This window comes from Rhizobium sp. BK098 (assembly GCF_014193155.1).
Taxonomy (GTDB): domain Bacteria; phylum Pseudomonadota; class Alphaproteobacteria; order Rhizobiales; family Rhizobiaceae; genus Rhizobium.
Window position 1 is genome coordinate 814,662 of sequence record NZ_JACHYY010000001.1, and the last position, 23,487, is coordinate 838,148.

A 23,487-nucleotide genomic window follows, 5' to 3' on the forward strand; every position below is an offset into this window, starting at 1 on the left:
GCAGATTCTGAAATGAGGAAACAACCAATGAGAAAAATCTTCACTGTCCTTCTTGCTGCATCCGTCCTCGGTATGCCGCTGGCTGCGACAGCGCAGGTCAAGCCGGCTCCCGCCGGCAAGCAGGCCGTTGTTCAAAAAGAGGCGGTGAAGAAGAAGGTCGTTATCCGCAAGGGCGGATGGGTCAAGGGGCGCCGCCTGTCGGCCTCCGACCGCCGCCGCGCCACGGAAATCGACTATCGCGCCTTTCAGCTATCGACGCCTCCGCGCGGCTATCACTGGGTTCGCCTCAAGAACAATTTCCTCCTCGTCGGCATTACCAGCGGTTTGATTTCGAAGGTGCATGAAGCCAGGTAGGCCGGATGGAGCTACCACCAAGCAAACCAAGGGCGGCCGAGAGCCGCCCTTTTCGTGCCCAAAACTTATGGAGCAGCTTGAATCAAAAATCCCCGGCATCTCTGCCGGGGATCGAGCGTTCGTCTCTTATCTATCAATCTCAGTTCAGGCGGCCGGCTGCGTGGGCCAGCATGGTGTAGACCTTGCCGGTATCGGACGTGAGATAGGATTGCGTGACGGTGCGATCGCGATCGGTCCGCGCGACATCGGCCAGCAGCTTTTCGAAATCGGCGATGTAGCGATCGACTGCGGTGCGGAATTCCGGCTCACGGTCGTATTTGCGCTTGATCTCATCGAAAGTCTGCTGACCCTTGAGCGTATAGAGCCGGCGGGTGAACACGTCACGTTCGCCGCGCTGGTAACGGCGCCAGAGATCGACCGAGGCGTCATGATCGATGGCGCGGGCGATATCGACCGAAAGCGAGTTCAGCGACTCCACGACATGGCGTGGGTTGCGTGCGGCGGGAGCAGGAGCCTGTTCCGCCGGGGCTTTTGGTGCCGGTTGGCGGGCCGGCTGCAGACCGGCATTTTCATCGCGCGACGCGCCACGCAGCAGATCGCTGATCCAGCCGCCACCGGCCGCTTCCTGGCGAGCAGGGGCTGCTGTTTCCGCCGGACGCTGCGGCTGCGCTACCGGTCGCTCGGCAGGGAGTGATCCACGCAAGCCGAGGGACTCGATCGAAGGCTGCTGCGGCTGTGGTGCCGGGCGCTGTACGGGCTGCTGGGCGACCGGCGGCTGTGGCGCCGGTTGCTGCGGAGCAGGTTGTTGCGGCCGCGGGGCGGCGGCGGCCGGGGCAGATGCGGCGGGCTGCGGCCGTGGAGCAGGCTGTGCTTCGGCCAGCGCGCGAGCGGTCGGCTCGGAAATCTCCAGCTGCTGCGTCGAGCGGCCGACAATCTGCGAGATGTCCTGCAGGGCCTTGATCTGCTCGGCAACCGCGCGACGCATAGCTGCAGCGCTCTCCTTTGCTTCTTCCGGAAGATCGAAGGCACCGCGCTTCAGTTCGTTGCGGGTGAGGTCAAGCTCGCGGCGGATATCGCCGGCGGAGCGGCGGATTTCATCCGTCGCACCGGCGAAGCGGCCGATCGCGTCATCGACCGCGACGCGCAGGGTCTCCCGCAGCTGTTGGGCAGCGGTATCCGAGGTCTTGCCGGCGTCGGCGAGCATCTGCTCGACCTCGGACAGCGAGGCTGTGAGGCCGCCGCGCAGTCGATTGGTGAGATCGCTGGAGCGGCGCTCGGCGTTGGCGAATGTATTCTCGACAGCCTGATTGGCTTCTTCGCCCGCCTTCTGCAAGGCATTGCGCATGTTTTCCGCCGCATCTTCGGCGCGCTTCTCGGCGTCGGAGAGAACGCGGCCGATATCGCCGAAGGAAGACTGTACGCTCTGGCGGAGGTTGCCGGTCACCTGGTTGGACCGCTGTTCCGCCCGGTCGAAGGCCGTTTCCACCATCGAGCCGAGGGCGCGCATGGTGTTCTCGATTTCTTCCGAGCGCTGAACGAGGCCGACGGCCAGGTTCTGCAATGCCGTCTCGCGCTCTTCCAGCGTCGATACGAGGTTCGACTGGGCAGCGCCAAGGAGCTGGGATGCTTGTGTCAGCACCTTGGAGTGATCGTCGAAACGACCGACGATGCTGCCAACCTGCGACAAGGTCTGGCCGGTAATCTCAGACAACTTGTCGACCTTGCCTTCGAGAAGGCGGCTGGAGGCCGAGACCATCTCGCCGGCCTTCGCGGCGGATTCTGCGAAGCGTGACGAGGTTGCCATGAGGCGGTCATCGACGTTTGCGAATTCGCTTGCGGCATTGGACAGCAGTCCGGCGATCGCCGAGTTGTTGTCCGCCAAGCGGGCGATGATGCCATTGACGCTCGCAAGCAGGTTGTTTTCGAGTGTGCTGACCGTGTTGACGGCGTGCTCAGTGCGCGACGAGATCGCATTGATGAGCGCGGCATTTTCAGCGCGCAGACGTTCCGTGCTTTCCTGAGCTGCCGCCGTGATGAGAGCGGCCGCCTCCTGACCCGTTGCCGCATAGCGATCGACGATCGGGCGAGCCTTTTCGTCGATGAGGCGCGAGAGTTCGGTGGAGCGCCCAGCCAGCATCGAATTCAGCTCGCGCGTGCGCTCGTCGAGCGAGGTGCGGATGGAGGAGCCACGGGCTTCCAGGGCCTTGTCGACATCGGCAAGCGTGCTGTCGATTTCGCGGGCGCGTTCCTCCAGAGAGCTGCGGATCGCCGTGCTGCGCTCGTCGAGCGCGCGCTCGACCTGCGCCATGGTGGAGGCGATTTGCTCGCTGCCGCCGGTAAGCGTGTTGCGGATGGCCGCGCCACGGGCTTCCAGCGACTGTTCGGCCGAAGAGAGCGCCTGCGAGATCGTATTGACCTGGCTGCTGACGAGGCCTTCGGCTTCGGCAACCTTGTTGACGATCGCGTTGCCTGCTTCCGAGAAGGTCTGGGCGACGGCCGCAGCCTGGCTTGCCAGCCGGTTCTGCGTTTCCGAGACGCGGTTGACGAGCTCGTCGGAGCGCTCGCTCATTGCACGCGTAAAGGCATCGCTATGGCTGCCGAGGTTCTCGGCGAATTGCTGGCCGGTATTGGCGAGCAATTCGGCCGTGCGGGTCGCTTCCGTGTCCATGCCCTGCGCGGCGTCGGCAACGGCCGTGCGCAGCGTCGTTGCAAGATTGGCAGCCTTGCCTTCGATCGTGCGGTTGACCGCTTCGAGGCCGAGATTGAGAGCGCGATCCATGGTCGAAAGGCGCTCTTCGATGCGAGCAGCTGCCTGGCTGCCGCTGTCGTCGATCTTTGCCGCGCCACTCGCCAGCGTATCGGAGAGGCGGTTGCCGGCGATATCGACCTGGGCGGCAACGCCAGTGACGCCTTCGTTGATGCGGTTTTCGAGCGCCGAAAGGCTCGCTTCGACGCGCGAACCGGTCTCGGCAAAGCGGTTCGTCATGCCGTCGATCGACTGATTGAGGTTGGATGAGAAGGTTTCGGCTGAGCGTGCGATGTCGCCGGCGGCCTGCTGGATACGGCCGGCAATGTCGCCCGCACCGCTGTTCAGGCGCTCTTCCAGCGTCCTCGCGCTGGCGTCGATGGTCTGGCGCAGCGAAGCCTCACGGTCCTCGAGCGACATTTCCAGCATGCTGGCGCTGGTGGCAATCGAGGTGCCGATGGCGGTCGTCTGTTCCATCAGCGTGTTGTCGATCTGCGCGTGGGCGTCGCGCAGGGCAAGGTTGATCGCATTGCTGCGGTCTTCCAGCGTGGAGCGCATACGCTCATAAGCCGAGGCGAGGTTCTGATCCATCTGCGACAGACCGGCGCCGAGCGTGTTCTCCAGCTGGCGGGTCGTCGCGCCGAGAACGGTTTCGACGCGATCGCTGTTGGCGCCGAGCATTTCGGAGAGAGTGTCCGTATGGGCGGTGAGCGAGCGGTCGAGGCGTTCCTGGTTTTCGCTATAGGCAGCACGGATGGCTTCCGCCTTGTCGCCAAAGGCTCCGGCAACGCGGGACTCAGCACCTGAGACGCTGTCGAGAAGTGCGTTGGCGCGTTCCTCCAGAGCGCTTTCGAAGCGGTTCTGGTTTTCTGCAAGCGAGATTGCGAAGGCCATGCTCTTGTCGTCGAGCGTGTTGGTCAGCGCCTCGTGGCCGCTGGTGACGGTATGGGCAATGGCCTTGGCGCTGTGAGAAAGAGTATCTTCCAGCTTCGCATGGCCTTCCGAAAGAGCAACGGCGAGCGCCATCGTCCGGTCGTCTAGGCTGTTGACGATCTTGTCGTGAGTGCCGGCGACAGTTTCGGAGAGGGCGTCGAGACGGCTGGATACCGCATCCTCGAGGCGTGACTGGGTGTCCGAAAGCGAAATGGCAAGAGCCATCGCCTTGTCGTCCAGTGCGTCGGCCAGCGCATTGTGGTTGCTGGTGAACGCATTCGTGATCGCCTCGGCGCGATTGGCAAGCGTTGCTTCGAGACGCGACTGGCCCGAGGTCAGCGCATCGGAAAGCGCCCGTGTCTTGCCGTCCAGCGTGTCGGCAACGCGATCGGCATGGCCGGAGACGGTATCTTCCAGGCGGGCCTGGGCTTCCGACAATGCGATGGCGAGCGCCATAGCTCTGTCGTCCAGCGCTTCGGCCAAGGCATTATGATTGCCCGCAAATGCCTTGATGATGGCCTCGGCGCGGTTCGCGAGAGTTTCTTCAAGACGAGTCTGTCCGGAGGTCAGCGCGGCGGCGAGGGCGCTGGCCTTGCCTTCGAACGTGTCAGCGACACGGTCTGCGTGACCGGAGACGGTTTCCTCCAGCCGAGCCTGGCTTTCGGAAAGTGCGATGGCGAGCGCCATCGTCCTGTCGTCGAGGGCATTGGTGACGCTTTCGGCGTGACCTGAGACCGTGCTTTCGAGACGAGCCTGCCCCTCGGCCAGCGCGCGTGCAAGTTCCGTCGTCTTGGCGTCCAGCGTGCCGGCGACGTGTTCGGCATGGCCGGAAACCGTGTCTTCCAGCCGGGCTTGGCTTTCGGAGAGGGCGATAGCAAGCGCCATCGTCTTGTCGTCGAGCGTGTCGGCCAGCTTGCTGTGAGTATCGGCCATGACGCCGGTGATCGCGTCGGCGCGGCTTGCAAGCGTGTTTTCGAGGCGCAGCTGGCTTTCGGCCAGCGAAATGGCCAGCATCGAAGTGCGTTCGTCCAGGGCGGCGGTCAAATGTTCGTGAGAGCCGCTGACGGCGCTGGCAATTGCTTCCGAACGCTCGGCAAGCGTCTGCTCGAAACGGGACTGGTTATCGGCCAGCGCGCCGAACAAGGCGTTGCTGCGGGCCGCCATGACGGCATCGACCCGTTCATGGGCAGAGCTCAAAGCCTGCGTGATCTCGTTGGTGCGAGCAGAGAGGGTGTTGTTGATGTCGTTGGCACGGCCGGTGAAGGCCGAGGTGAGTTCTTCCGTGCCGCTTTGCAGCGCGGCGGAGACATCGCGCGTGACACCCTGCACGGCGGATGTGAAGGCACCGGCATGCGAGGCGAGCGTGGTATTGAGTTCGCTCGTGCCCGAGGTCAGGGCGGAAGAAATGCCTGTCGTGGCGTTCTGCAGCGCCGAGGTGATCTCGTTCGCCTTGGAGCCGATCGCGCTTTCCAATACTTCCTGGCCGGTTGCCAGCGTCGTTGCGAGAGCGAAGGACTGGTCGGTGAGATGCGAACCCAGGCGCTCGATGCTGGAGGTCAGGATGCCTTCCAGCGCATCCGAATTGCTGCCGAGCGACTGATTGATGCGGGCAAGGCTTTCCGAGAGCTTGGTGTCCAGGGAGCCGGCGCGCTTGTCGAAGGCGGAGGTGAATTCCGACACGCGGTCATCGAAGGTCGTCGAAAGCTGCGCGATCGTCGACTGGAAGCGCTCTTCGAAGAAGCCGGAGCGCAGGTCGAGATCCATGATGGTGTCATCGGCTGTCGACTGCAGGCTTTGACGGAAGCTCGCGCCTTTTTCGTCGAGCGCCGTGTTGAGGCGGGACAGAACATTGTCCAGCGTGCCCGTGATGGACCGCTCGCCGCCGCTGAGGCTTTCGCTGATCTCCTTCGTGCGGGCCACCAGCGTTTCGTTGAGCTGGCGTGCACGTTCGTTCAATGCGGAATTCAGCTTTTCGGTGTTTGCATCGAGCGTCGAGGCGCGCGTTTCGAACTGGCCAAGCAGGTCCTTGCCGCGGTCGGCAAGAGTCGACGACAGAGATTCAAGACGGGTATCGAACTCGTGGCTGAGAGCGAGGCCGGAAGCGTTGAGGTTCTGCAGCAGGCTGTCGGTCTTGGCGGAAAGCAGGGTGCCGAGGGCCTGGACCGCGGAATCCGACTTCTCCATCAGGGCGGCTGCTCGCGTATCGATCATCGATGCGAAAGCTTCGCCAGAGGTAGAGAGGCGCACGGCGATTTCTTCGGTCGCCAGCGACAGGTCTTCCTTGATCTGATCGTGCACGCCTGAGATCGAGGAGCGGATACGCTCGGCGTGATTGACGATGGCGTCACGTTCTGCGCCGAGTTCGTGGACCAAGCCGCGCACGCGCAATTCGTTGTCGGCGTAGCTGCGCTCCAGCGCATTGACCTCGGAATGGACGAGGGTTTCGAGTTCCGTCGCACGTGCAATAGTGCGCTCGATGCCTTCGTTCATCGCCGAGACTTCGCGGCGAACGGCCTGACCGACCGTCATGATGCGCTCGGAAGCGATGGTTTCCGGCTCGACGAGACGCAGGGCGACTTCCGCCATGGAGCGCGCTGCATTGCGCATGTCGTGCGCACGCGAGATCATCATGCCGAAAGCATAGAAGAGCAGTACCGGAACGATAATGCCGACGATGCAGGCGATGACGCCCGGAAGGGCGGCAAGATCCGCGATGGAATGAATGTTCCTGATCTGGGTGCCGTAAAGCATGAACGCCAGGCCGGCGCCGCCGATGATCCAGAACAGCGAGAAGATCGTGGCGTTTCGCACTGCACGGCTCTGCGAGGCTCCGTCGAGCGCCCTCAATATGCTTGCGGAACTTGCCCTGTTGCCGTCATTGGCAGCAGCGAGGTTCGGATTCTTCGGCGCCTCGGCAGGGCGGGGCGGAGTGGCAGGGGCTGCGGTGCTGCGCGCTCCGCCATTCTTGCGGGCGGCATCATCCTTGGTCTGCTTTATCGGCTGTTTCGGCGGCTCAGACACATTTTGCTCCGGGATATCGGGCGTAGTTCCGCTGCGAGACTCCAAGCTCTCGTCACTGAAATCGATCTGCAAAGCTTCGTCCAATGCCTGAAAGGCCTTGTCCTCGACCGACTCGATGTACTTTTTGTTCGCCATGCGGTTACGCCTCGTTACAACTCACTCGGGCTTGCCGTGCCTTTTCCGGTAATTCCGCCGCGTCCGGAAAAGACGAACCCTGCCTCCCGTGGGGTCTTCCGCCTTCGATCAACACCGAGCTTGGATTTCCCATTACATTCAGAGTGGATAACTGGTTTTTCAAACGGATGTTATGAAAACATTACCATCATCCACTTCCGGGGCAAAGGCATGTGCCATCCACCCAATTTACCAGTATCGTAGTGACACATTCCCCCAGTCATGACAATTAATTCCACCTTAAAGCCAGTGGATCATTAAGGGGCCATTAACCCTGTTTGGCTGTTCAATGCGATGAAAACCCAAGATTTTGAGCATGTTTAACGCACGTTAACCATGTCCCGAGTTTTCAGCCCTTAATGTGCCAAAATTTAACTCGATGGCCATGTCCGGGCCGCAACTATGCGGCAGGTTCCTAAAACAGACACAGATAAAAGACTGGAGCATTGGCACATGGCAGCTTTGAACATCGCATTTGAATCTCCGGACAATTCGCGAGGCGCGGCTCCGTCGCGGGAGCGGGCGATCGATCTTGTCCATCTCGGAAAGCAGACGATGGGTGATAAGGCGCTGGAAGTCGAGGTGCTGCAGATGTTCGCAAGGCAGGCTCGTTCCTGCCTGCAGGAGATTGGCAGCGGCGATTTTAAACGCATGGAAGCTGCATCGCACAAGCTGAAGGGGGCTGCCAGCTCCATTGGCGCCTTTCGCGTGGCGGATGCGGCCGGAGCGCTCGAAAGCAACGTCGGCGACGCCGCTCGTATGGCAGCGGTTACAGCCAGCGTTATCGAGGCCGAGAACTTCATTTTGAAGCTCTCGCGCTAGGCCAAGCGTTCGAACAGCAAATCTTATCCATTCTTCCGCCGCCAGACGGGATAATCCGTTTCGGCGGCGCAAATGTTGACTGCTCCAGCGAATTGTTGGAAGTAAAATTCCGATCGTCCTTCATTCAAGCAATTCGGAATTCACCCACATGACCAAATTGACCATCGTCGCCTTCGACGGCACGCGCTTTGACCTCAATGTCGACGAGGGCTCCACCGTGATGGAAAATGCAGTGCGCAACTCCGTTCCGGGTATTGAAGCGGAATGCGGCGGCGCCTGTGCCTGTGCCACCTGTCATGTCTATGTCGATGAGGAATGGACCGAAAAGGTCGGCGGCCCGGAAGCCATGGAAGAAGACATGCTCGATTTCGCATTCGACGTCCGTCCGAACTCGCGGCTTTCCTGTCAGATCAAGATGAAGAGCGCGCTTGACGGGCTTGTGGTGCATGTGCCGGAGCGCCAGGCCTGAGGCAGCGCTCCAACGCGCCTTGCGCGATTCCTCGGCCGGATCTCCTGTAGGCGCTCGTCACGCAAAAAGATGCCCCGCTCAGCCGGTGCAGCGAGCGAGGCGAGGCGGGCGCATCACCACAGGCAAGGGAGGAAACACCTGCGGCTTCAGGACGCGCCAGGAGAACACTTAGCGCATGCTTTGAAAATCAAACCCCGACTGCGCCGAAGAGCGAATAGACCCGCCGACGCAGGCACTCGAAATCGATCCTTACGAGACAACCGCCCGGCCTTTTTCGAATCAACCAGTGCGTTTGTCTCTGTAATTGATAGGAAAAACCTATTTCAGATTCTCGTAAAGTTCAAAGAGCAGCGAGATCGTACGATTCACAGGATATAGTGACCTATTTCCCACAGCCGTCGTTACTCGATCGCTTTTTGCGCTGAGAGCAGCTCTTCGGACTACTGCGAATTGCCTTGTCGGCTGCGATAGTAGAGCAGCCTCTGCATGCGGCTCGAAAAATTGAGCGCTTCTATGCGGTCGAAGCGTGCCTGATCGGCGTCGTGCCGCTCGGTTTCGCGCGACGTCACAGCGTTTGCGCGTTCCTGCAGCGTATCGCAATTGCTGGCGGATGGCAGAGCCAGGATCTGCTTTTCCATCTGCCGCGCATGCTGGCGGGCGATTTCGACATGCCGGTCTTCGTGGCGCCGGATATCGCCGGCCAGGGTATCCCAGATCACGGAAAGCTGCTTGCTGGCGCCCCGCCGGTCCCGCCAGCGTGGCAGGATGATTTCCGTATTGACCGTTACCCTGACGCTGGAGATATGGCAGCGGCCGTTTGACTCGCTGTAGGTCGCACTACCGCCGAAGCGGATCTTGGTTGCGCCGGGATGGTGGCTGCTTGAGCCTATCGCCAATGGCCCGCGCTGATTCAAGGCTGCATCGAGCTCGTCGGCGGTGCTTCCCTTGATGTCGAAATAGGAAGTTGACTTGCGGGCGATGACTTCCGCACCGGCCACACCAGGTATGCAGACCGCGAGCAGCAATGCACACGAAAGACTGAACTTATGGGATGCAAGCGGCATTCGTGTCGCTACCATGTTGAACTTCTGTGAACCTTGCGGCATAGCCACTGTGAGCGCAATATCAAGCGCAAGGTTTTTTCCTTTTCAATGGGATGGACAGTTCGTGACGGAGCTTCACAGCCAAAGCTGGCATGTCGCGCATGGCCGCAGCATCGATGTCGGCGGGCAGAGCGTCATCATGGCTATCGTCAATGTGACGCCGGATTCCTTTTCCGACGGCGGTCATTATGAGGCCGTCGATGCGGCCGTTGCCCATGCGCTGGCTTGCGTCGAGGACGGGGCCGCCATCATCGATATCGGCGGCGAATCGACCAAGCCGGGTGCTGTCGCCGTCAATGCCACCGAGGAGCAGGGACGGGTACTGCCTGTCATCGAAGCCCTGCGCGGGAGGACCGATGCCCTGATTTCGGTTGATACCTACCGCGCCGATACGGCGCGGCTGGCGATCGGAGCGGGTGCCCATATCGTCAATGATATCTTCGGCCTGCAGCGCGAGCCTGACATCGCCGCTGTGGCCGCACAAACGGGCGCCGGTCTCTGCATCATGCACACGGGCCGCAACCGGCAAAAGCTGCCTGATGTCATCGATGACCAGCTTTTCTTTCTCAATCGCTCGCTGGAGATCGCAGCCGCCGCAGGCGTAGACAGACGGACGATCGTGCTCGATCCTGGTTTCGGCTTCGCCAAGGAAAATGCCGAGGAAAATCTGGAACTCATGGCGCGTTTCAACGCTCTGCTGCGCTTCGACCTGCCCCTGTTGGTCGGCACTTCGCGAAAGCGGTTCATCGGCACTATAACGGGTCGCGAAGCAGCTGGTCGCGATATCGGCACCGCTGCAACCAGCGCAATCTTGCGATTGCAGGGAGCTGCGATATTCCGCGTACACAATGTCGCAATCAATAGGGACGCGTTGGCCATTGCGGATGCTATTCTCGCGACGCGGGCGAGACTTAAAACATGATGCTCGGATCCAAGGAGCGGTTTTCGGACGCGATCGCGCCTGTTCGAAACGGAGATACGCCATGAGCGCTGTGACATACACCATTACTCTACAGAATTGCGCCTTCTTTGCCCGGCACGGCGTCCATGACGAGGAGGAATTCCTCGGCCAGCGCTTCTTCGTCGATGCCGAACTCGATGTTGAAGCCGGCGATGCGCTGGAGCGCGATTCGATCGACGATACCGTCAATTACGGCGTCGCCTTCAGCGTCATCGAGGAAATCGTGACAGGTCGCCGGCGTTATCTGATCGAGGCGCTGGCGCTCGATGTGGCCAAGGAGCTATGCCGTCGTTTTCCGAGTATCCGCCGGGCCAAAATCACGGTACGCAAGCCCAATGCCCCGGTTCCGGGCGTTCTCGATTACGTACAGGTGAGCATTGAGCATTTTGCCTGAGGGTGCAGCCGCGCGGACGACGCTCGGTTTGGGCGGCAATCTGGATAACCCCGTCCACGCCATGGCGCTCGCCTTGCGTACGTTGGACGCGCGCGCCGATTGCCGGGTGGTTTCGGTGTCGCGACTTTACCGCACGCCGCCCTGGGGCAAGACGGACCAATCCTTTTTCTACAATTCCTGTGCTGCCGTCGATACGACACTTTCGCCGGAAGCTCTGCTCGACGTCTGCCTGGACATAGAGCGGCAGATGAAGCGGGTGCGGATCGAGCGCTGGGGACCACGCACGATCGATATCGACGTGCTGACCTATGGAGATTTGGAAAAGGCCGAGCCGTTGCTCACCATTCCACATCCGCGAATGGTCGAGCGTGGTTTCGTGCTGATGCCGCTTGCTGATTTTGCCGCCGATCTCGTGGTGAAGGGCCGCACGATCACCGCCTGGCTGCAGGATGTTGATATCGAAGGTATCGAGGTCGCGGACGAAAGTGGTGATTGGTGGCGGACAGCCTGAACTGGACCCCATGGATACATAAAGACAAAGGCCGGCAAATTGCCGGCCTTTGTCTTTATGAATTCTCGCTCAATGCTATTGGATCGACCCGACCGCCATCTGGTCGACGTCTGCACGCTTCAGCGTGACGCCGATAACCGGGACCATCTGATCGCCGACCTTCACCGAGATTGTGACATTCATCGACTTGTTATCCGCAACGCGGGCGATCATGGCGCCGTTGAGCTTCTGGCGGATCAATCCGAGCACGACGGTGTTATCGTTGACCGCGCCTGATGTCACGTCGAGGCCCTTGCCGGCTGCGCCGTCCAGGAACTTTCCGCTGTAGGAACCGCCGTTCTGCGTGATCTCGGCCGACATCGGCTGCTGGAAGACGCCGACGCGGCAGGTGCCGTCGAGCTTGACGCCGGCACTGCCGCCATCGGATGGCTTGCCCGTGAGATTGCAGGTGAACTTCGTGCCCTTGTACTTGCCGGCGACGATTTCGCCGGGGCCGCTCCAGGTACCGGAGATCGACTGGAAGAAGGCCTTGTCGCGGGGCGCCGCGTCGGCCGACTGCACCCCGGCGCCGGTGAAGATGGCTGCGGCTGCAAGGCTGCTTACAAGAAGAAATCGACGCGAAAACATGGACATTCCCTAGCGAGGCGGAACCGTGAAACTGATTGTCACTTTTGCCGCAGAATGGTTAATGCTTGGTTTCCTGAATGCCAAAGCGCCTGATTTTCAGGTCCTCATGCAGGATTGCGGCTGCCTACGCTCGGTGTGAGGTCGCCGGCAAAATCGGCAATGCCGGGACGCTTGAGCGCCTTGAAGGGGAGCGGCCGGCAAAGGTCCATGGCGGCGATGCCGATTCTTGCGGTCATCATGCCGTTGACGACGCCCTCGCCAAGACGCGCCGACAGTTTCGACGCCAGGCCGTGGCCGATCAGTTGCTGGACGATGCTGTCGCCGACTGCGATGGAGCCGGTGACGGCCAGGTGGGCGATTACATCGCGCATCAGCCTGACCATGCCGAGCGTTCCGGGTCTACCGCCATAAAGCTCGGCCATGGCGCGGACGAGTCTCGCCGCTTCGTAGAGAACGTAGAGAATATCGACGAGGGCACGGGGACTGACGGCAGTTACCACCGATACCCGTTTCGAGGCACCGAGAATCAGCGCGCGGGCGCGGCGGTCGAGCGGGCCGAGCAGCTCGCGTTCGGCGAGGTCGATCAGTTGCGGCGCATCGATGATATCGTCTTCTGCCGCCTTCAGGGTCGCGCGGCCTCTTGCCGTGTCCGGATTGGCTTCCAGAATGGCGCAGAGTCGCTTGACCAACGTTTTGGCGCGCGCCGGCCGGGTTTCGACGATGGCGGCGTCCGCCTCTGCCTTGATGCTCTGCACAGCGGCGAGCCGCATCATCCCGGCCGTCTCGCGGATGACGATGGCAAACACGGCCAGGATGCCGACGGCCACAACTGCAAGGGCAGTATAGCCGAGCCAATCGGCCCGGCTGAACAGGTCGCGGATGAGCTGATCCGTCCAGAGGCCGAAAGCGAGCGATACCAGAATGCCGAGCGCGCTGAGTGCCACCTTGCCGAAGGAAAATCCTTTGCGGCGTGGCTTTGCAATGGCTGTTGCATCCGCATCGGCACCGAGGGCCGGATTGATGAACGGATCTTCCGCGTCGGGCGTCAGCACGATATCGGTATCGAAGCTCTGCGGCTTGCGAACCGCTGGCGCAGTTGCCTCTTTTTTGGAGGTTTCCGGTTCCACCGCGAAGGCGCCGGGACGACGATTACCGTTCGGCTCGTTTTCGGTCGATTTCGTCATGCGAGGCGGTCTCCGAACAGGAACTGCATGGCGCGGTCGAGGCGGATATGCGGCACCGAAAGCTTGATGCCTTCCCCGGTTTTTTCCAGTTCCGGCGGGCGAAACCGCACGACATTCACTTCGGGCAGGTGGCCCTTTGCCCCATTGGCTTCAAGGGCTTCGAACAGCCAGCGTGGATTTTCCGGGAGATCGCCGGGGAAGACCGCCGTCTTGCGATTGCCGTCGAAGGTCTCGCCGGCGATGGTTTCGCCATCCATCGGCGTGCCGACGATGACGGGAAGCGTCTGCCCATCGCGGGTCACGGTTGCCTCGCGGGTTGCCCGCACCGAAGCGATGGCCATCACATCGATGCCGGCCCCGGCCATGCCGATGCGCTCAATGGCGCGGTCGACGAGACGGCGCGTCAACGCCTCCAGCCGATCATGACTTTCGTGATGGAGATGGTCGGCCTTGGTCGCGGCCACCAGCACGCGGTCGATGCGGCGGCCGAGCAGCGAGGACAGGAGGGAGTTGGTGCCTGGACGGAAGCAGGCAAGCACATCCGTCAGGGCCCGTTCGAGATCCTGCACAGCTTCCGGTCCGCGGTTGATGGCCTGCAGGGCGTCGACCAGAACGATTTGGCGGTCAAGCCGGGCGAAATGTTCGCGGAAGAAGGGTTTGACGACAACGGCCTTGTAGGACTCGTAGCGCCGCTCCATCATCGCCCATAGCGACCCTTTCGGCGCATTGCCCTCGGAAGGCAACTTCAGCGGTCCGAAGGTGAGGGCAGGCGAACCGTCGAGATCGCCGGGCAGAAGGAAACGGCCGGGAGGCAATGTGGAAAGCGAACGTTCGTCGGATTTGCAGGCTTTCAGGTAGTCGGCGAAAGCTGTGGCCAGATCGCGCGCCTTCATTTCATCCGCGGGTTCAGCGATATCTGCCGCTTCCGTCATGTCAAGCCAATGACGTGACAGTTCGGCACGAATGCCGGTCTCCGCCAGCGCCAGCGTCTCCTCGCTGAAGGTACGGAAATCCTTGGCGAGCAATGGCAGGTCCAGCAGCCATTCACCCGGATAATCGACGATATCGATCGAGAGGCGGCCGGGCGAGAACATGCGGTTCCAGCCGCTGGCGCTTTGGTAATCCAGCGTCAGGCGCAGCTCGGAGATCGCCCGTGTCGAATCCGGCCAGACGCGGTCTTTCACGAGCGCGCGGATATGATCCTCATACTGAAAGCGCGGCACGGCGTCATCGGGTTGCGGTTCGAGACGAACGGTGGAGACACGGCCGGACTGCACCGGCTCGAACAACGGCAGGCGTCCGCCATTCAGGAGATTATGTACCAGCGAGGAGATGAAGACGGTCTTGCCCGAACGGGAGAGGCCCGTAACGCCCAGACGAATTGTCGGATTGACGAGACCGGCGGCTCGATCGGCCAGATTGTCGAAGGCGATGAGGGCGTCGTCGGTAAAAGAGGTCAGGCTTGGGGGCAAGACGGGATCCCTGGATGACAGCGTGACCGTGAATATAGGGATGGAAACTTGCGCCGAAAAGATGAGCGGATATGTGTCTGCAATCAGCGGCGCCGCCGTTGCGACCCATATCGCCGGAGTCTCTATTCGGTGACAAAGTCGAGCAGTACCCAGCCCGATGGCGTCGAATCGACAACGGCAAGACCGGCTGTCGGAAATCCGCGTGGAAGAGCGCTGGCCAGAGCATCGCGTCCAATCAAGGCCGCAAGCGTCAGTTCGATGACTGGGTTATGCGCGACCAGCATGACCGACTCCTGATCGGTCTGCGCAGCGATGAGTGACAGATAGACATCCGGTGAGCCGTTATAGAGTTCGTCGACAAAGCGGAACTCCGTCGACGGCGTGACGACGCGGCGTATAGCCTCGGCGGTCTGGCGGCAGCGCAGGGCGGTGGAGGAAATGACAAGGTCGGGCTTGTAGCCTTTATCAGCCGCCTCGTCGGCGACAATCTCGGCCGCGGCGTAGCCGTTGTCGCTCAAGGGACGGTCGAAATCTTTTTGGCCGGGTGCAGCCTGCATGGCCTCGGCGTGGCGTAGAAGATAGATCCGGGAGGGCGGCGGCGAAATGCTGATCATGGCAAGATCTCGAGGCTCGATTTCACTCATGAGGTAACGTCTCTTCATTGGTGCCGTCAACTGCTGCGCGATCTGTCAGAAGGCGAAATGCTCCATCATCACGGGAAGGTTACGAAAGACGCGAATCTGGCTCGATGAGAAGAAGTGATGAAAAAATAGACCCTTAGCTGAATTTTATGACAAATTTAAAAATCAGTTGACAGCATCTATTTGGCTTGAATCGGCACTATCGGTTGGGATATACAGCCCAGCCATATGAGATGTTCTTCAGGAGAATCGCGTTGAGTGAGAAGATCGATCTTAGCAATTATGTGCCCTCGGAAGACGAGGAGTTCATGAATCTGAATCAGCGAGCTTATTTTCGAGCGAAGCTGGTGGCATGGAAAAACGACATCCTTAGAGAAGCGCGCGAAACCCTGGATCATCTGGCGGAAGAAAGCGCAAATCATCCTGACCTGGCCGATCGTGCCTCTTCTGAAACAGATAGAGCCATCGAGCTTCGGGCTCGCGACCGCCAACGTAAACTCATTTCCAAGATCGATGCCGCATTGCAGCGCATTGAGGATGGCACGTACGGCTATTGTGAAGAAACCGGCGAGCCGATCGGCCTGAAGCGTCTTGACGCTCGCCCGATCGCAACCTTGTCGATCGAGGCGCAAGAGCGTCACGAGCGCCGCGAAAAGGTTTACCGCGACGAGTAGTAACAGCATCGGTTTCGACCGGCTTAAATAAAAGCAAGGGCACGATGGAAATCTCCGTCGTGCCTTTTTCAATTCCGGCGTTTCTGAGAGGCCGCACCTTATTTGTCGCGGCTGACGCTCATTTCCCCAAAGATGCGAGCGACTTCCTTCTGAAGAGCGCTGTCCGCTCCGGTCAGCGGAGCGAGCTCCGGTTCGACGCGTTTTGCCGGGCTTGGGATCGTGGATGGTTCAGCATTTGGTTGCTGCTGCACCTGTCGCGGTGCCGGCGCGTTCGGAATGATCCGTTCGGCGGTCAGGTTCTTCGACATTTCCGCTTCCAGAATACGCTGGAAATCATTGCCGGGTTCGACCGATGGCGTCGGTGCAGGGGTAGGCTCGGCTGTTGCCGGGAGTGCGGGAGCCGGTTGTTGCTGAGGCAGGACGACATGTCGGGCAGCGTCCAGTATGTCGGCGGCTTCCGTCTCGCTGATAGTCGGCACCGCCTGGGACGCCGGTTGCTGCGGCTTGACGGCGGCGGGTTGCGGGTGTTCGGCCACCTGCGGTACTGGAGTTGGTTGCGCCGTAGGCTCAAGGCGCGGCTCGTTGCGCAGATAGGCTTCGATCTTATCCTCAGCGGTTTGCTGGCGCTGCGGAAGCGTTGCGGGAGGAGCTTCCACCGCAGCCGCCTTCTGCTGCTGCGACTGCCTCTCTTCAAATGCCATGGGAATATCAACCGGCGTTGCGGAGGTTCCAGCGCGTGTGGCATCGGAAATGCCCGATTCGATGACGATGTCCGTCGGGCCGCCGATCATGATCAGATGCTCGATCCCATCGCGTCGCACGAGCACGAGACGGCGGCGAGCATCGACGGCGGCGGCATCCAACACCTGCAGGCGAGGCTGACGGTTCTTGCCGCCGCGCACGAAGGGAGAAGGCGCTCGGTTGCGCATGATCCACAGAATGCCGATGAGCACGAGCAGGGCAATGCCAACTCCACCGGCTGCGAGAAAGAAACGGCTGCCATAGGCTCCGGCGATATCGTCCAACATGTCGAGATACTCCGTAATTGTCCCCGATGTTGCGGTTTACAGCGCCGCGCGTCACATGTGACGTGCAAAGGTCGTTGTAGTACTTTAAATCCACTGCATAATTTTATCCTTAAATTGAATCCTGTTTAAGGAATTATGCAGTAGACGCAACTGCCGCGGGTAATGCTTTGACCGTGACCCTTCTATACGGCGATCATATGAACAGGATTGCGCCGGAGACAAGATGCGATTGCAGGCTGTTGTCTTCTATTGCCTGTGAATTCAAGCCTTTCTGGCCCGGCAAAGCTTTTTGCCGATGACGCAACTTGATAAAGAAGATTCGAAAGGTCCGACTCCGGCGACCCCTAAACGTGTATGACATGTCGCGAGGAGAACGGCCGATACGAGGGGTTCATGACGAAGCAGCGTCCGTCCGACGAGTATAGCGTGCCGCTGGTGGATCGCGGGGTTCGTTCGGGAACCGTGCTGCGCATCATCCTGCTTGCGCTCGTTCTCGTGGCCGCGGCCGCGGCTTTCGTTGTCTTCAAGAACCAGCTGGACAACGAAGCGGTTCTCGGTGGCCTGGGCATTCTCGCCATGGTCGGCATCTTCTTCCTGGTTTCCTCGATCATCGGCTTTGTCGAGGTCATGCCGCAGCCTCAGTCCGACAGTCTGGCCCGGTCCTTCCTCAACAGTCATCCGGACGGAACGCTGATCACAGACGAGAAGGGGCGCATCGTCTATGCGAATGCCGCCTATGGCCGGCTGACCGGGGCGACGAAGGCGACGGAAGTGCAGTCGCTGGAGATGCTGCTGTCGCGAAATCGCGAATCCAACGAGGCTCTCTATCGTCTCGCCAATGGCCTGCGCGATGGCAAGGAAGGATCGGAGGAGTTCCGCCTGCTGAAGCCGCTCGGGCCTGTGGATGGAAGCGGCAATGGGGCGCATTGGTACCGGCTGAAGGCGCGCGTGCTGCCGGCCGAACAAGGCGCCAACAAGGCACTGCATATCTGGCAGATTACCGACATCACCTCCGAGCGTGACGATCAGGAACGTTTCTTCAAGGAACTGCAGAACGCGATCGACTATCTCGACCATGCGCCGGCCGGCTTCTTTTCCGCGGGGCGCAAGGGCGAGATCTTCTATCTCAATGCGACGCTCGCCGAATGGCTGGGCTTCGATCTGACGAAATTCGTGCCGGGCTCGATGACCATAGGCGATCTTGTGGCCGGCGAGGGGCTGGCGCTGATCCAATCGGTGCAGGCGGAACCGGGTCTCAAGAAGACGGTGACGCTCGATCTCGATCTGCGCCGCTCCAATGGCCAGAGCCTGCCAGTGCAGATCGTCCACAGCGTCACGTCGATGCGCGACGGCGCTCCCGGCGAGAGCCGCACCATCGTCCTGACCCGCCGGAACGGTGCGGATACCGAGCAATCTGCCTCCGCCGCCGCGATGCGCTTCAGCCGCTTCTTCAACAATACGCCTATGGCAATCGCGTCCGTTGACGGCAACGGCCGCATTCTGCGGACGAACGCGCCTTTCCTGAAGCTTTTCTCGGATCTGGTCTCGCGCGACGATATCGAGCGCGGTGCTGCCCTGGAGAGCGTCGTCAACGACAGCGACCGGCCGCAGCTGCAGCAGGCGCTGGCGGCCGCCAAGGACCGGCAGGGCGATATTCCACCGATCGATTCCCGCAATCCGAAAGACGAAACGCGGCATTTCCGCTTCTACGTCAATGCCGTCATCGACCAGACCGACGAGGCGCCGGAAGAGGCTGCCATCGTCTATGCGGTCGAGGTGACCGAGCAGAAGGCGCTCGAGACCCAGATGGCGCAGACGCAGAAGCTCAATGCTGTCGGCACGCTCGCAGGCGGCATCGCGCATGACTTCAACAACGTTCTGACGGCGATCCTTCTGTCTTCCGACCATCTCCTGCTGCAGGCGCGGCCTTCCGATGCCAGCTTTGCGGATCTGATGGAAATCAAGCGCAATGCCAATCGTGCGGCCGTGTTGGTGCGGCAGTTGCTTGCCTTCTCGCGCAAGCAGACCATGCGGCCGACGATCCTGAACCTGACGGACGTGATCGGCGATCTGCGCATGCTGGTGGACCGGCTGCTATCGGGCACGCATGTCAAACTCGACGTCGATTACGGGCGCGATCTATGGCCCGTGAAAACCGATCTCTCACAGTTCGAGCAGGTGCTGATCAACCTCTGCGTCAATGCCCGCGATGCCATGCCGGGCGGCGGTACGCTGACGCTGCGCACCCGCAATCTGCGCGCGGCCGATGTCAGCGCCTTCAACTATCCCTACCTTCCGCATGAGGACATGGTGCTCGTCGAGGTCAGCGATACCGGAACCGGTATCGCGCCTGAGATCATGGACAAGATTTTCGAGCCCTTCTTCACGACCAAGGAAGTGGGCAAGGGCACCGGCCTCGGCCTTGCCATGGTTTATGGCATCATCAAGCAATCCGGCGGCTACATCCAGCCGGAATCGGAAGTTGGCAAGGGAACGACCTTCCGCATTTTCCTGCCGCGGCACATCGTGGAAATGCCTTCGGTAACGGAAGCGAAAGTGTCGGAAAGCCGCGATATTACGGCCATGGACCAGGGTGCGGGTGTCGCCGCTTCTCCGGAAGAACCGGCCGATCTTACAGGCAAGTCCGCTGTCGTGCTGCTTGTCGAGGACGAAGAGGCGGTACGCCGCGGTGGCAAGCGCATGCTTGAGACGCGGGGTTATACCGTCCACGAGGCCGGCTCCGGCGTTGAGGCGCTCGACATCATGGAGGAGCTCGACGGACAGGTCGATGTCGTCGTCTCCGACGTCGTCATGCCCGAGATGGACGGGCCGACGCTGCTGCGCGAATTGCGCAAGAAATATCCGGATCTGAAGTTCATCTTCGTTTCGGGTTATGCCGAGGATGCCTTTGCCCGCAACCTGCCAGCGGACGCCCAATTCGGCTTCCTGCCGAAGCCATTCTCGCTGAAACAGCTTGCCGTCGTCGTACGCGAGACCCTGGACAAGAATTAAGAAGGAGGCGTTTCGCGCCTCTCCATGTTGCCGATTGAGGCGCAACGATGTAATCAACCGCCCATGATCGACCTCGCCAAGCCCGTTTTCCAAATGTGGTGGCGCTCCTTCTAGGAGCGGCAGTCGTCATGTCTTGAAATCGACCCTGCCGCCGTAATCCGGCAGGCATGGTCCATTTCCGTTTTTCCCTTCCCGATTGCGGCGGCTCCTTTTGCGGAGCAATGAAATGTTTTCCCCTATCGATAATCGTCCCGTCATCCTGACGGGCGACCGGACCACGGGTCCACTCCATCTCGGCCATTATGCCGGGTCGCTGAAAAGCCGCGTTGCACTTCAGCACAGCCATGAGCAATTCCTGCTCTTGGCGGATACGCAGGCACTGACGGACAATGCGCATGATCCCCAGAAAGTGCAGCGCAACGTCCTTGAAGTCGCCACGGACTATCTTGCAGTCGGCATCGATCCGGCGCTGACAACGATCTGCGTTCAATCCGCTTTACCCGCGCTCGCGGAATTGACACTACTCTATCTGAATTTCGTTACTGTCAGTCGCCTGGAGCGCAATCCGACGATCAAGACGGAAATCCAGCTGCGCGGTTTCGAACGCGACGTGCCGGCCGGCTTTCTCTGCTACCCGGTCGCGCAAGCCGCCGATATCACCGCCTTTAAGGCGACCGTCGTTCCCGTCGGCGAGGATCAGGCGCCGTTGATCGAGCAGACAAACGAGATTGTTCGCCGTCTCAACCGGCAGATCGGGCGAGACGTTCTGGTGGAGGCAACAGCGATGGTGCCGGCTATCGGGCGTCTGCCCGGCGTCGACGGCAAGGCGAAGATGAGCAAATCGCAGGGTAATGCGATCCCGCTTTCGGCATCGTCCGATGAGATCAGGGATGCGGTGCGGCGCATGTATACCGATCCGGATCACCTGCGTGTCAGCGATTTCGGCAAGGTCGAAGGAAATGTCGTCTTCACCTATCTCGATGCCTTTTGCGAGGATCGGCAATTCGTCGAAGAGATGAAAGAGCATTATCGCCGCGGCGGACTTGGCGACGTCACCTTGAAGAGACATCTTGAGGATATCCTGCAGGCGCTGCTCGCGCCGATCCGAGAGCGTCGCGCGCTTTATGCCGCTGAACCGGACTATGTGATGGAAGTCTTGCGGGAGGGGACGCGAAAGGCGAGGGAACGGACAGAGGCGACGCTTGCCGAATTAAGGTCAGCGCTGGGTCTGTTCTCTCTCACTTGAAAGAAAGAGAACGGCCGGGCGCTCGCACACCCGGCTGTTCCTGTGACGAGGGTCTTGATTAGTCCGCCAGAGCTACGGCGATTTCCGCGGCCAAACGCGCATTGTTTTCGACAAGCGCGATGTTGGTCTTGAGGCTGCGGCCTTCGGTGATGTCGAAGATCGTGCTCAGCAGATAGGGCGTAACCGCCTTGCCGGTGATCTCGTCGCGCTCGGCGCTGTCGAGGGCCCGCTCGATATAGATTTCCATTTCCTCGCGCGGGATCTCGTCGGCTTCCGGAACCGGATTGGCGATCAGCATGCCGCCATCGATGCCGAGCTGCTCGCGGGTCGTCTGGAAGTTGGCGATTGCAGCCGGGCTGTTCAGCGTCAGCGGGCTCGTCAGGCCGGAGGAGCGCGACCAGAAGGCCGGGAACTCGGTGCTGTCGTAGGTGACGACCGGAACACCACGGGTTTCGAGCACTTCGAGCGTCTTCGGAATATCGAGGATCGCCTTGGCGCCGGCGCAGACAACGATGACGCCGGTGCGGGACAGCTCTTCAAGATCGGCCGAAATATCGAAACTTTCTTCGGCGCCGCGATGGACGCCGCCGATGCCGCCGGTGGCGAAAACCTTAATGCCGGCGCGGGCGGCAGCGATCATCGTGGCGGCAACGGTGGTCGCGCCTGTGCGGCGCTCGGCGATCGCAAAGGCGATGTCGGCGCGCGAAACCTTCATCGCGCCTTCCGTTTTGGCAAGGGCTTCCAGTTCTTCCGGCTCAAGGCCGATATGCAGCGTGCCGTGAATGACGGCGATAGTCGCCGGAACAGCGCCTTCCTGCCGGATGATCTCCTCGACACTACGAGCCATCTCGATATTGCCAGGATAGGGCATGCCGTGGGTGATGATCGTCGATTCCAGCGCAACGATCGGCGCACCGCGGAGCTTTGCGGCAGCGACTTCCTTCGAATAGGAGATCGGAAGCAGGGGCGAGATAGGCTGGGTCATTGTCGTTTCCAATTCACTGAAACAATATACGCGTTTTGAACAGGCTTCATGACAGAATATCGGCCTCGGGAACAAGGGCCAGCACTGTCTTTAGCAGCTCGGGAGAGAGATTTTCTGCCGTCGCATAGGGGGACTGGACGGTGATTGCCGCAGCTGCCGCGCCATGACGGACGGCTTCTGCGAGATCGTGGCCGGCCATCAGCGCCGAAAGAACGCCGGAGGCAAGCGAGTCTCCCGCACCGGTGACATCGGCGACATCTTCGACGACAGGCGGCTGTAAGCTGACCACGATATCACGCGAGAATGCGATCAGGGGGCGCTTGCCACGCGTGATCACGCCGTTGCGCAGGCCGAGCGCCCGCAAAGCGCTCACCCATTCGCGTGGGTCTTCCGGGCGCATTTCAGTCAACGCCGCGGCTTCGGCTTCGTTGAGGAACAAGTGGTCGATGCCGGCAAGGCTTGGCTTCAGCCGCACCACTTTTGCCGGCGAGATAGCGATAGCGGCGACCGGTTTGCCGCATAGGGCAGCTCTTGCCGCAATTGCGCCTAAGGTTTCGGCCGGCAGATTGGCGTCGCAGAGAATGAGGTCGGTTTCATCGAAGGCATCGCGAACGGCGCGAATCGCGAGGCGTCGCGGAACGAAGAGCTTGTAGAGCTCCATATCGGCAAGCGCGATGACCAGATTGCCGTCATTCTCAAGGATCGCGGTATAGCTCGGCGTCTTGCGATCGAGGAAGACGAAGGGCTTGTCGTCGATGCCGGCGTGGCTTGCAGCCTCGGCCACCATTTCGCCGGAGGGGTCGCCGCCGCGCGGCGAGATCAGCTTTACGTCGAAGCCGAGGCGGGCGAGATTTCGCGCCGCATTGAAGCCGCCGCCGCCGGGCTCTTCGAACCATGCGCCGGGGTTGCTGGCGCCGGGCGCCGTCTCGCCGAAGATGCGGCCACGCCGGTCTATATGGGCGCCGCCGAGAACGAGAATCTTTTTCGCCATAGGGTTATCCTCAGCAGTCGAAAAGACGAATCGAGCGGGGCGGCGACATGCGTGAATTGGCCGCCCCATAACCGTAAGTATCTGGGAAGAAAGAAGAAAACAAAAGTAGAACGGAAATCATTTTATCTTTTTCTTTCAA

18 protein-coding genes are annotated in these 23,487 nt (G+C 60.7%); 9 read left to right on the forward strand and 9 right to left on the reverse strand.

Going from position 1 to position 23,487, the window contains the following annotated elements; all coding sequences use genetic code 11:
* Positions 1-27: 27 nt before the first annotated feature.
* The gene (locus FHT73_RS03925; protein ID WP_132716796.1) at positions 28-354 is read left to right on the forward strand and encodes an RcnB family protein; all 327 of its coding nucleotides are present in this window, start codon (positions 28-30) and stop codon (positions 352-354) included.
* Positions 355-493: 139 nt separating this feature from the next.
* Here FHT73_RS03925 and FHT73_RS03930 read toward each other — a convergent pair whose 3' ends face one another.
* Positions 494-7,189, reverse strand: coding sequence for a hypothetical protein (locus FHT73_RS03930; protein WP_183709940.1), 6,696 nt, complete (start codon positions 7,187-7,189; stop codon positions 494-496).
* A 492-nt stretch (positions 7,190-7,681) separates the two neighbouring features.
* On the opposite strand from FHT73_RS03930, the gene FHT73_RS03935 reads away from it, so the two are divergent.
* Entirely contained in the window at positions 7,682-8,050 is a 369-nt protein-coding gene (locus FHT73_RS03935) for an Hpt domain-containing protein (protein ID WP_112606362.1), read from the forward strand.
* Positions 8,051-8,198: 148 nt separating this feature from the next.
* Positions 8,199-8,519 carry a 2Fe-2S iron-sulfur cluster-binding protein gene (locus FHT73_RS03940; protein WP_015340086.1) on the forward strand — a complete coding sequence of 107 codons (321 nt, stop codon included), beginning with the start codon at positions 8,199-8,201 and terminating at the stop codon, positions 8,517-8,519.
* Between the two features lie 440 nt (positions 8,520-8,959).
* On the opposite strand, the gene FHT73_RS03945 is transcribed toward FHT73_RS03940, so the two are convergent.
* Positions 8,960-9,583 (reverse strand): DUF922 domain-containing protein, encoded by a 624-nt coding sequence (locus tag FHT73_RS03945; protein ID WP_112334834.1) that lies wholly within the window; start codon positions 9,581-9,583, stop codon positions 8,960-8,962.
* Between the two features lie 178 nt (positions 9,584-9,761).
* On the opposite strand from FHT73_RS03945, the gene folP reads away from it, so the two are divergent.
* From folP to folK, 3 genes are all read left to right on the forward strand, one after another.
* Positions 9,762-10,544 carry a dihydropteroate synthase gene (gene folP / locus FHT73_RS03950; RefSeq protein ID WP_210290250.1) on the forward strand — a complete coding sequence of 261 codons (783 nt, stop codon included), beginning with the start codon at positions 9,762-9,764 and terminating at the stop codon, positions 10,542-10,544.
* A gap of 61 nt (positions 10,545-10,605) precedes the next feature.
* Positions 10,606-10,977 (forward strand): dihydroneopterin aldolase, encoded by a 372-nt coding sequence (gene folB, locus FHT73_RS03955; RefSeq protein ID WP_112398356.1) that lies wholly within the window; start codon positions 10,606-10,608, stop codon positions 10,975-10,977.
* The gene (gene folK / locus FHT73_RS03960) at positions 10,970-11,488 is read left to right on the forward strand and encodes a 2-amino-4-hydroxy-6-hydroxymethyldihydropteridine diphosphokinase (RefSeq protein WP_112398355.1); all 519 of its coding nucleotides are present in this window, start codon (positions 10,970-10,972) and stop codon (positions 11,486-11,488) included. Before folB ends, folK begins: the two co-directional genes overlap by 8 nt.
* Positions 11,489-11,563: 75 nt before the next feature.
* Here the strand turns inward: folK and FHT73_RS03965 are convergent, their stop codons facing one another.
* From FHT73_RS03965 to FHT73_RS03980, 4 genes are all read right to left on the reverse strand, one after another.
* On the reverse strand, positions 11,564-12,115 hold the full coding sequence (locus FHT73_RS03965; RefSeq protein ID WP_183709944.1) for a hypothetical protein: 552 nt from the start codon (positions 12,113-12,115) through the stop codon (positions 11,564-11,566).
* Between the two features lie 104 nt (positions 12,116-12,219).
* Positions 12,220-13,299: a TIGR01620 family protein gene (locus FHT73_RS03970; RefSeq protein ID WP_183709945.1), complete on the reverse strand. Its 1,080-nt coding sequence runs from the start codon at positions 13,297-13,299 to the stop codon at positions 12,220-12,222.
* Positions 13,296-14,771: a YcjX family protein gene (locus FHT73_RS03975; RefSeq protein ID WP_183709947.1), complete on the reverse strand. Its 1,476-nt coding sequence runs from the start codon at positions 14,769-14,771 to the stop codon at positions 13,296-13,298. Before FHT73_RS03975 ends, FHT73_RS03970 begins: the two co-directional genes overlap by 4 nt.
* 122 nt (positions 14,772-14,893) lie before the next feature.
* The gene (locus FHT73_RS03980) at positions 14,894-15,385 is read right to left on the reverse strand and encodes a histidine phosphatase family protein (protein WP_112398373.1); all 492 of its coding nucleotides are present in this window, start codon (positions 15,383-15,385) and stop codon (positions 14,894-14,896) included.
* A 281-nt stretch (positions 15,386-15,666) separates the two neighbouring features.
* On the opposite strand from FHT73_RS03980, the gene dksA reads away from it, so the two are divergent.
* Complete coding sequence (dksA, locus tag FHT73_RS03985) at positions 15,667-16,086, forward strand: RNA polymerase-binding protein DksA (RefSeq protein WP_015340076.1); 420 nt, start codon at positions 15,667-15,669, stop codon at positions 16,084-16,086.
* 98 nt (positions 16,087-16,184) lie between these two features.
* On the opposite strand, the gene FHT73_RS03990 is transcribed toward dksA, so the two are convergent.
* A complete protein-coding gene (locus tag FHT73_RS03990; protein WP_183709949.1) occupies positions 16,185-17,114 on the reverse strand; it encodes a flagellar biosynthetic protein FliO in 930 nt (309 codons plus the stop codon).
* 393 nt (positions 17,115-17,507) lie between these two features.
* Here FHT73_RS03990 and FHT73_RS03995 point away from each other — a divergent pair, with 393 nt between their 5' ends.
* A complete protein-coding gene (locus FHT73_RS03995; RefSeq protein WP_112411910.1) occupies positions 17,508-20,126 on the forward strand; it encodes a PAS domain-containing sensor histidine kinase in 2,619 nt (872 codons plus the stop codon).
* Positions 20,127-20,352: 226 nt separating this feature from the next.
* Positions 20,353-21,372, forward strand: a complete 1,020-nt coding sequence (trpS, locus tag FHT73_RS04000) for a tryptophan--tRNA ligase (protein WP_183709951.1) — start codon at positions 20,353-20,355, stop codon at positions 21,370-21,372.
* A 58-nt stretch (positions 21,373-21,430) separates the two neighbouring features.
* Here the strand turns inward: trpS and FHT73_RS04005 are convergent, their stop codons facing one another.
* Complete coding sequence (locus tag FHT73_RS04005) at positions 21,431-22,357, reverse strand: pseudouridine-5'-phosphate glycosidase (protein WP_183709953.1); 927 nt, start codon at positions 22,355-22,357, stop codon at positions 21,431-21,433.
* 46 nt (positions 22,358-22,403) lie between these two features.
* The gene (locus tag FHT73_RS04010; protein ID WP_183709955.1) at positions 22,404-23,348 is read right to left on the reverse strand and encodes a carbohydrate kinase family protein; all 945 of its coding nucleotides are present in this window, start codon (positions 23,346-23,348) and stop codon (positions 22,404-22,406) included.
* Positions 23,349-23,487 lie beyond the last annotated feature (139 nt).

Excerpts from the sequence above, each read along its gene's own strand:
- FHT73_RS03925 (WP_132716796.1), top strand. The coding sequence starts at position 28 with ATGAGAAAAATCTTCACTGTCCTTCTTGCTGCATCCGTCCTCGGTATG.
- FHT73_RS03930 (WP_183709940.1), bottom strand. The coding sequence starts at position 7,189 with ATGGCGAACAAAAAGTACATCGAGTCGGTCGAGGACAAGGCCTTTCAG.
- FHT73_RS03935 (WP_112606362.1), top strand. The coding sequence starts at position 7,682 with ATGGCAGCTTTGAACATCGCATTTGAATCTCCGGACAATTCGCGAGGC.
- FHT73_RS03940 (WP_015340086.1), top strand. The coding sequence starts at position 8,199 with ATGACCAAATTGACCATCGTCGCCTTCGACGGCACGCGCTTTGACCTC.
- FHT73_RS03945 (WP_112334834.1), bottom strand. The coding sequence starts at position 9,583 with ATGCCGCTTGCATCCCATAAGTTCAGTCTTTCGTGTGCATTGCTGCTC.
- folP (WP_210290250.1), top strand. The coding sequence starts at position 9,762 with ATGGCTATCGTCAATGTGACGCCGGATTCCTTTTCCGACGGCGGTCAT.
- folB (WP_112398356.1), top strand. The coding sequence starts at position 10,606 with ATGAGCGCTGTGACATACACCATTACTCTACAGAATTGCGCCTTCTTT.
- FHT73_RS03965 (WP_183709944.1), bottom strand. The coding sequence starts at position 12,115 with ATGTTTTCGCGTCGATTTCTTCTTGTAAGCAGCCTTGCAGCCGCAGCC.
- FHT73_RS03970 (WP_183709945.1), bottom strand. The coding sequence starts at position 13,299 with ATGACGAAATCGACCGAAAACGAGCCGAACGGTAATCGTCGTCCCGGC.
- FHT73_RS03980 (WP_112398373.1), bottom strand. The coding sequence starts at position 15,385 with ATGATCAGCATTTCGCCGCCGCCCTCCCGGATCTATCTTCTACGCCAC.
- FHT73_RS03990 (WP_183709949.1), bottom strand. The coding sequence starts at position 17,114 with ATGTTGGACGATATCGCCGGAGCCTATGGCAGCCGTTTCTTTCTCGCA.
- FHT73_RS03995 (WP_112411910.1), top strand. The coding sequence starts at position 17,508 with ATGACGAAGCAGCGTCCGTCCGACGAGTATAGCGTGCCGCTGGTGGAT.
- trpS (WP_183709951.1), top strand. The coding sequence starts at position 20,353 with ATGTTTTCCCCTATCGATAATCGTCCCGTCATCCTGACGGGCGACCGG.
- FHT73_RS04005 (WP_183709953.1), bottom strand. The coding sequence starts at position 22,357 with ATGACCCAGCCTATCTCGCCCCTGCTTCCGATCTCCTATTCGAAGGAA.
- FHT73_RS04010 (WP_183709955.1), bottom strand. The coding sequence starts at position 23,348 with ATGGCGAAAAAGATTCTCGTTCTCGGCGGCGCCCATATAGACCGGCGT.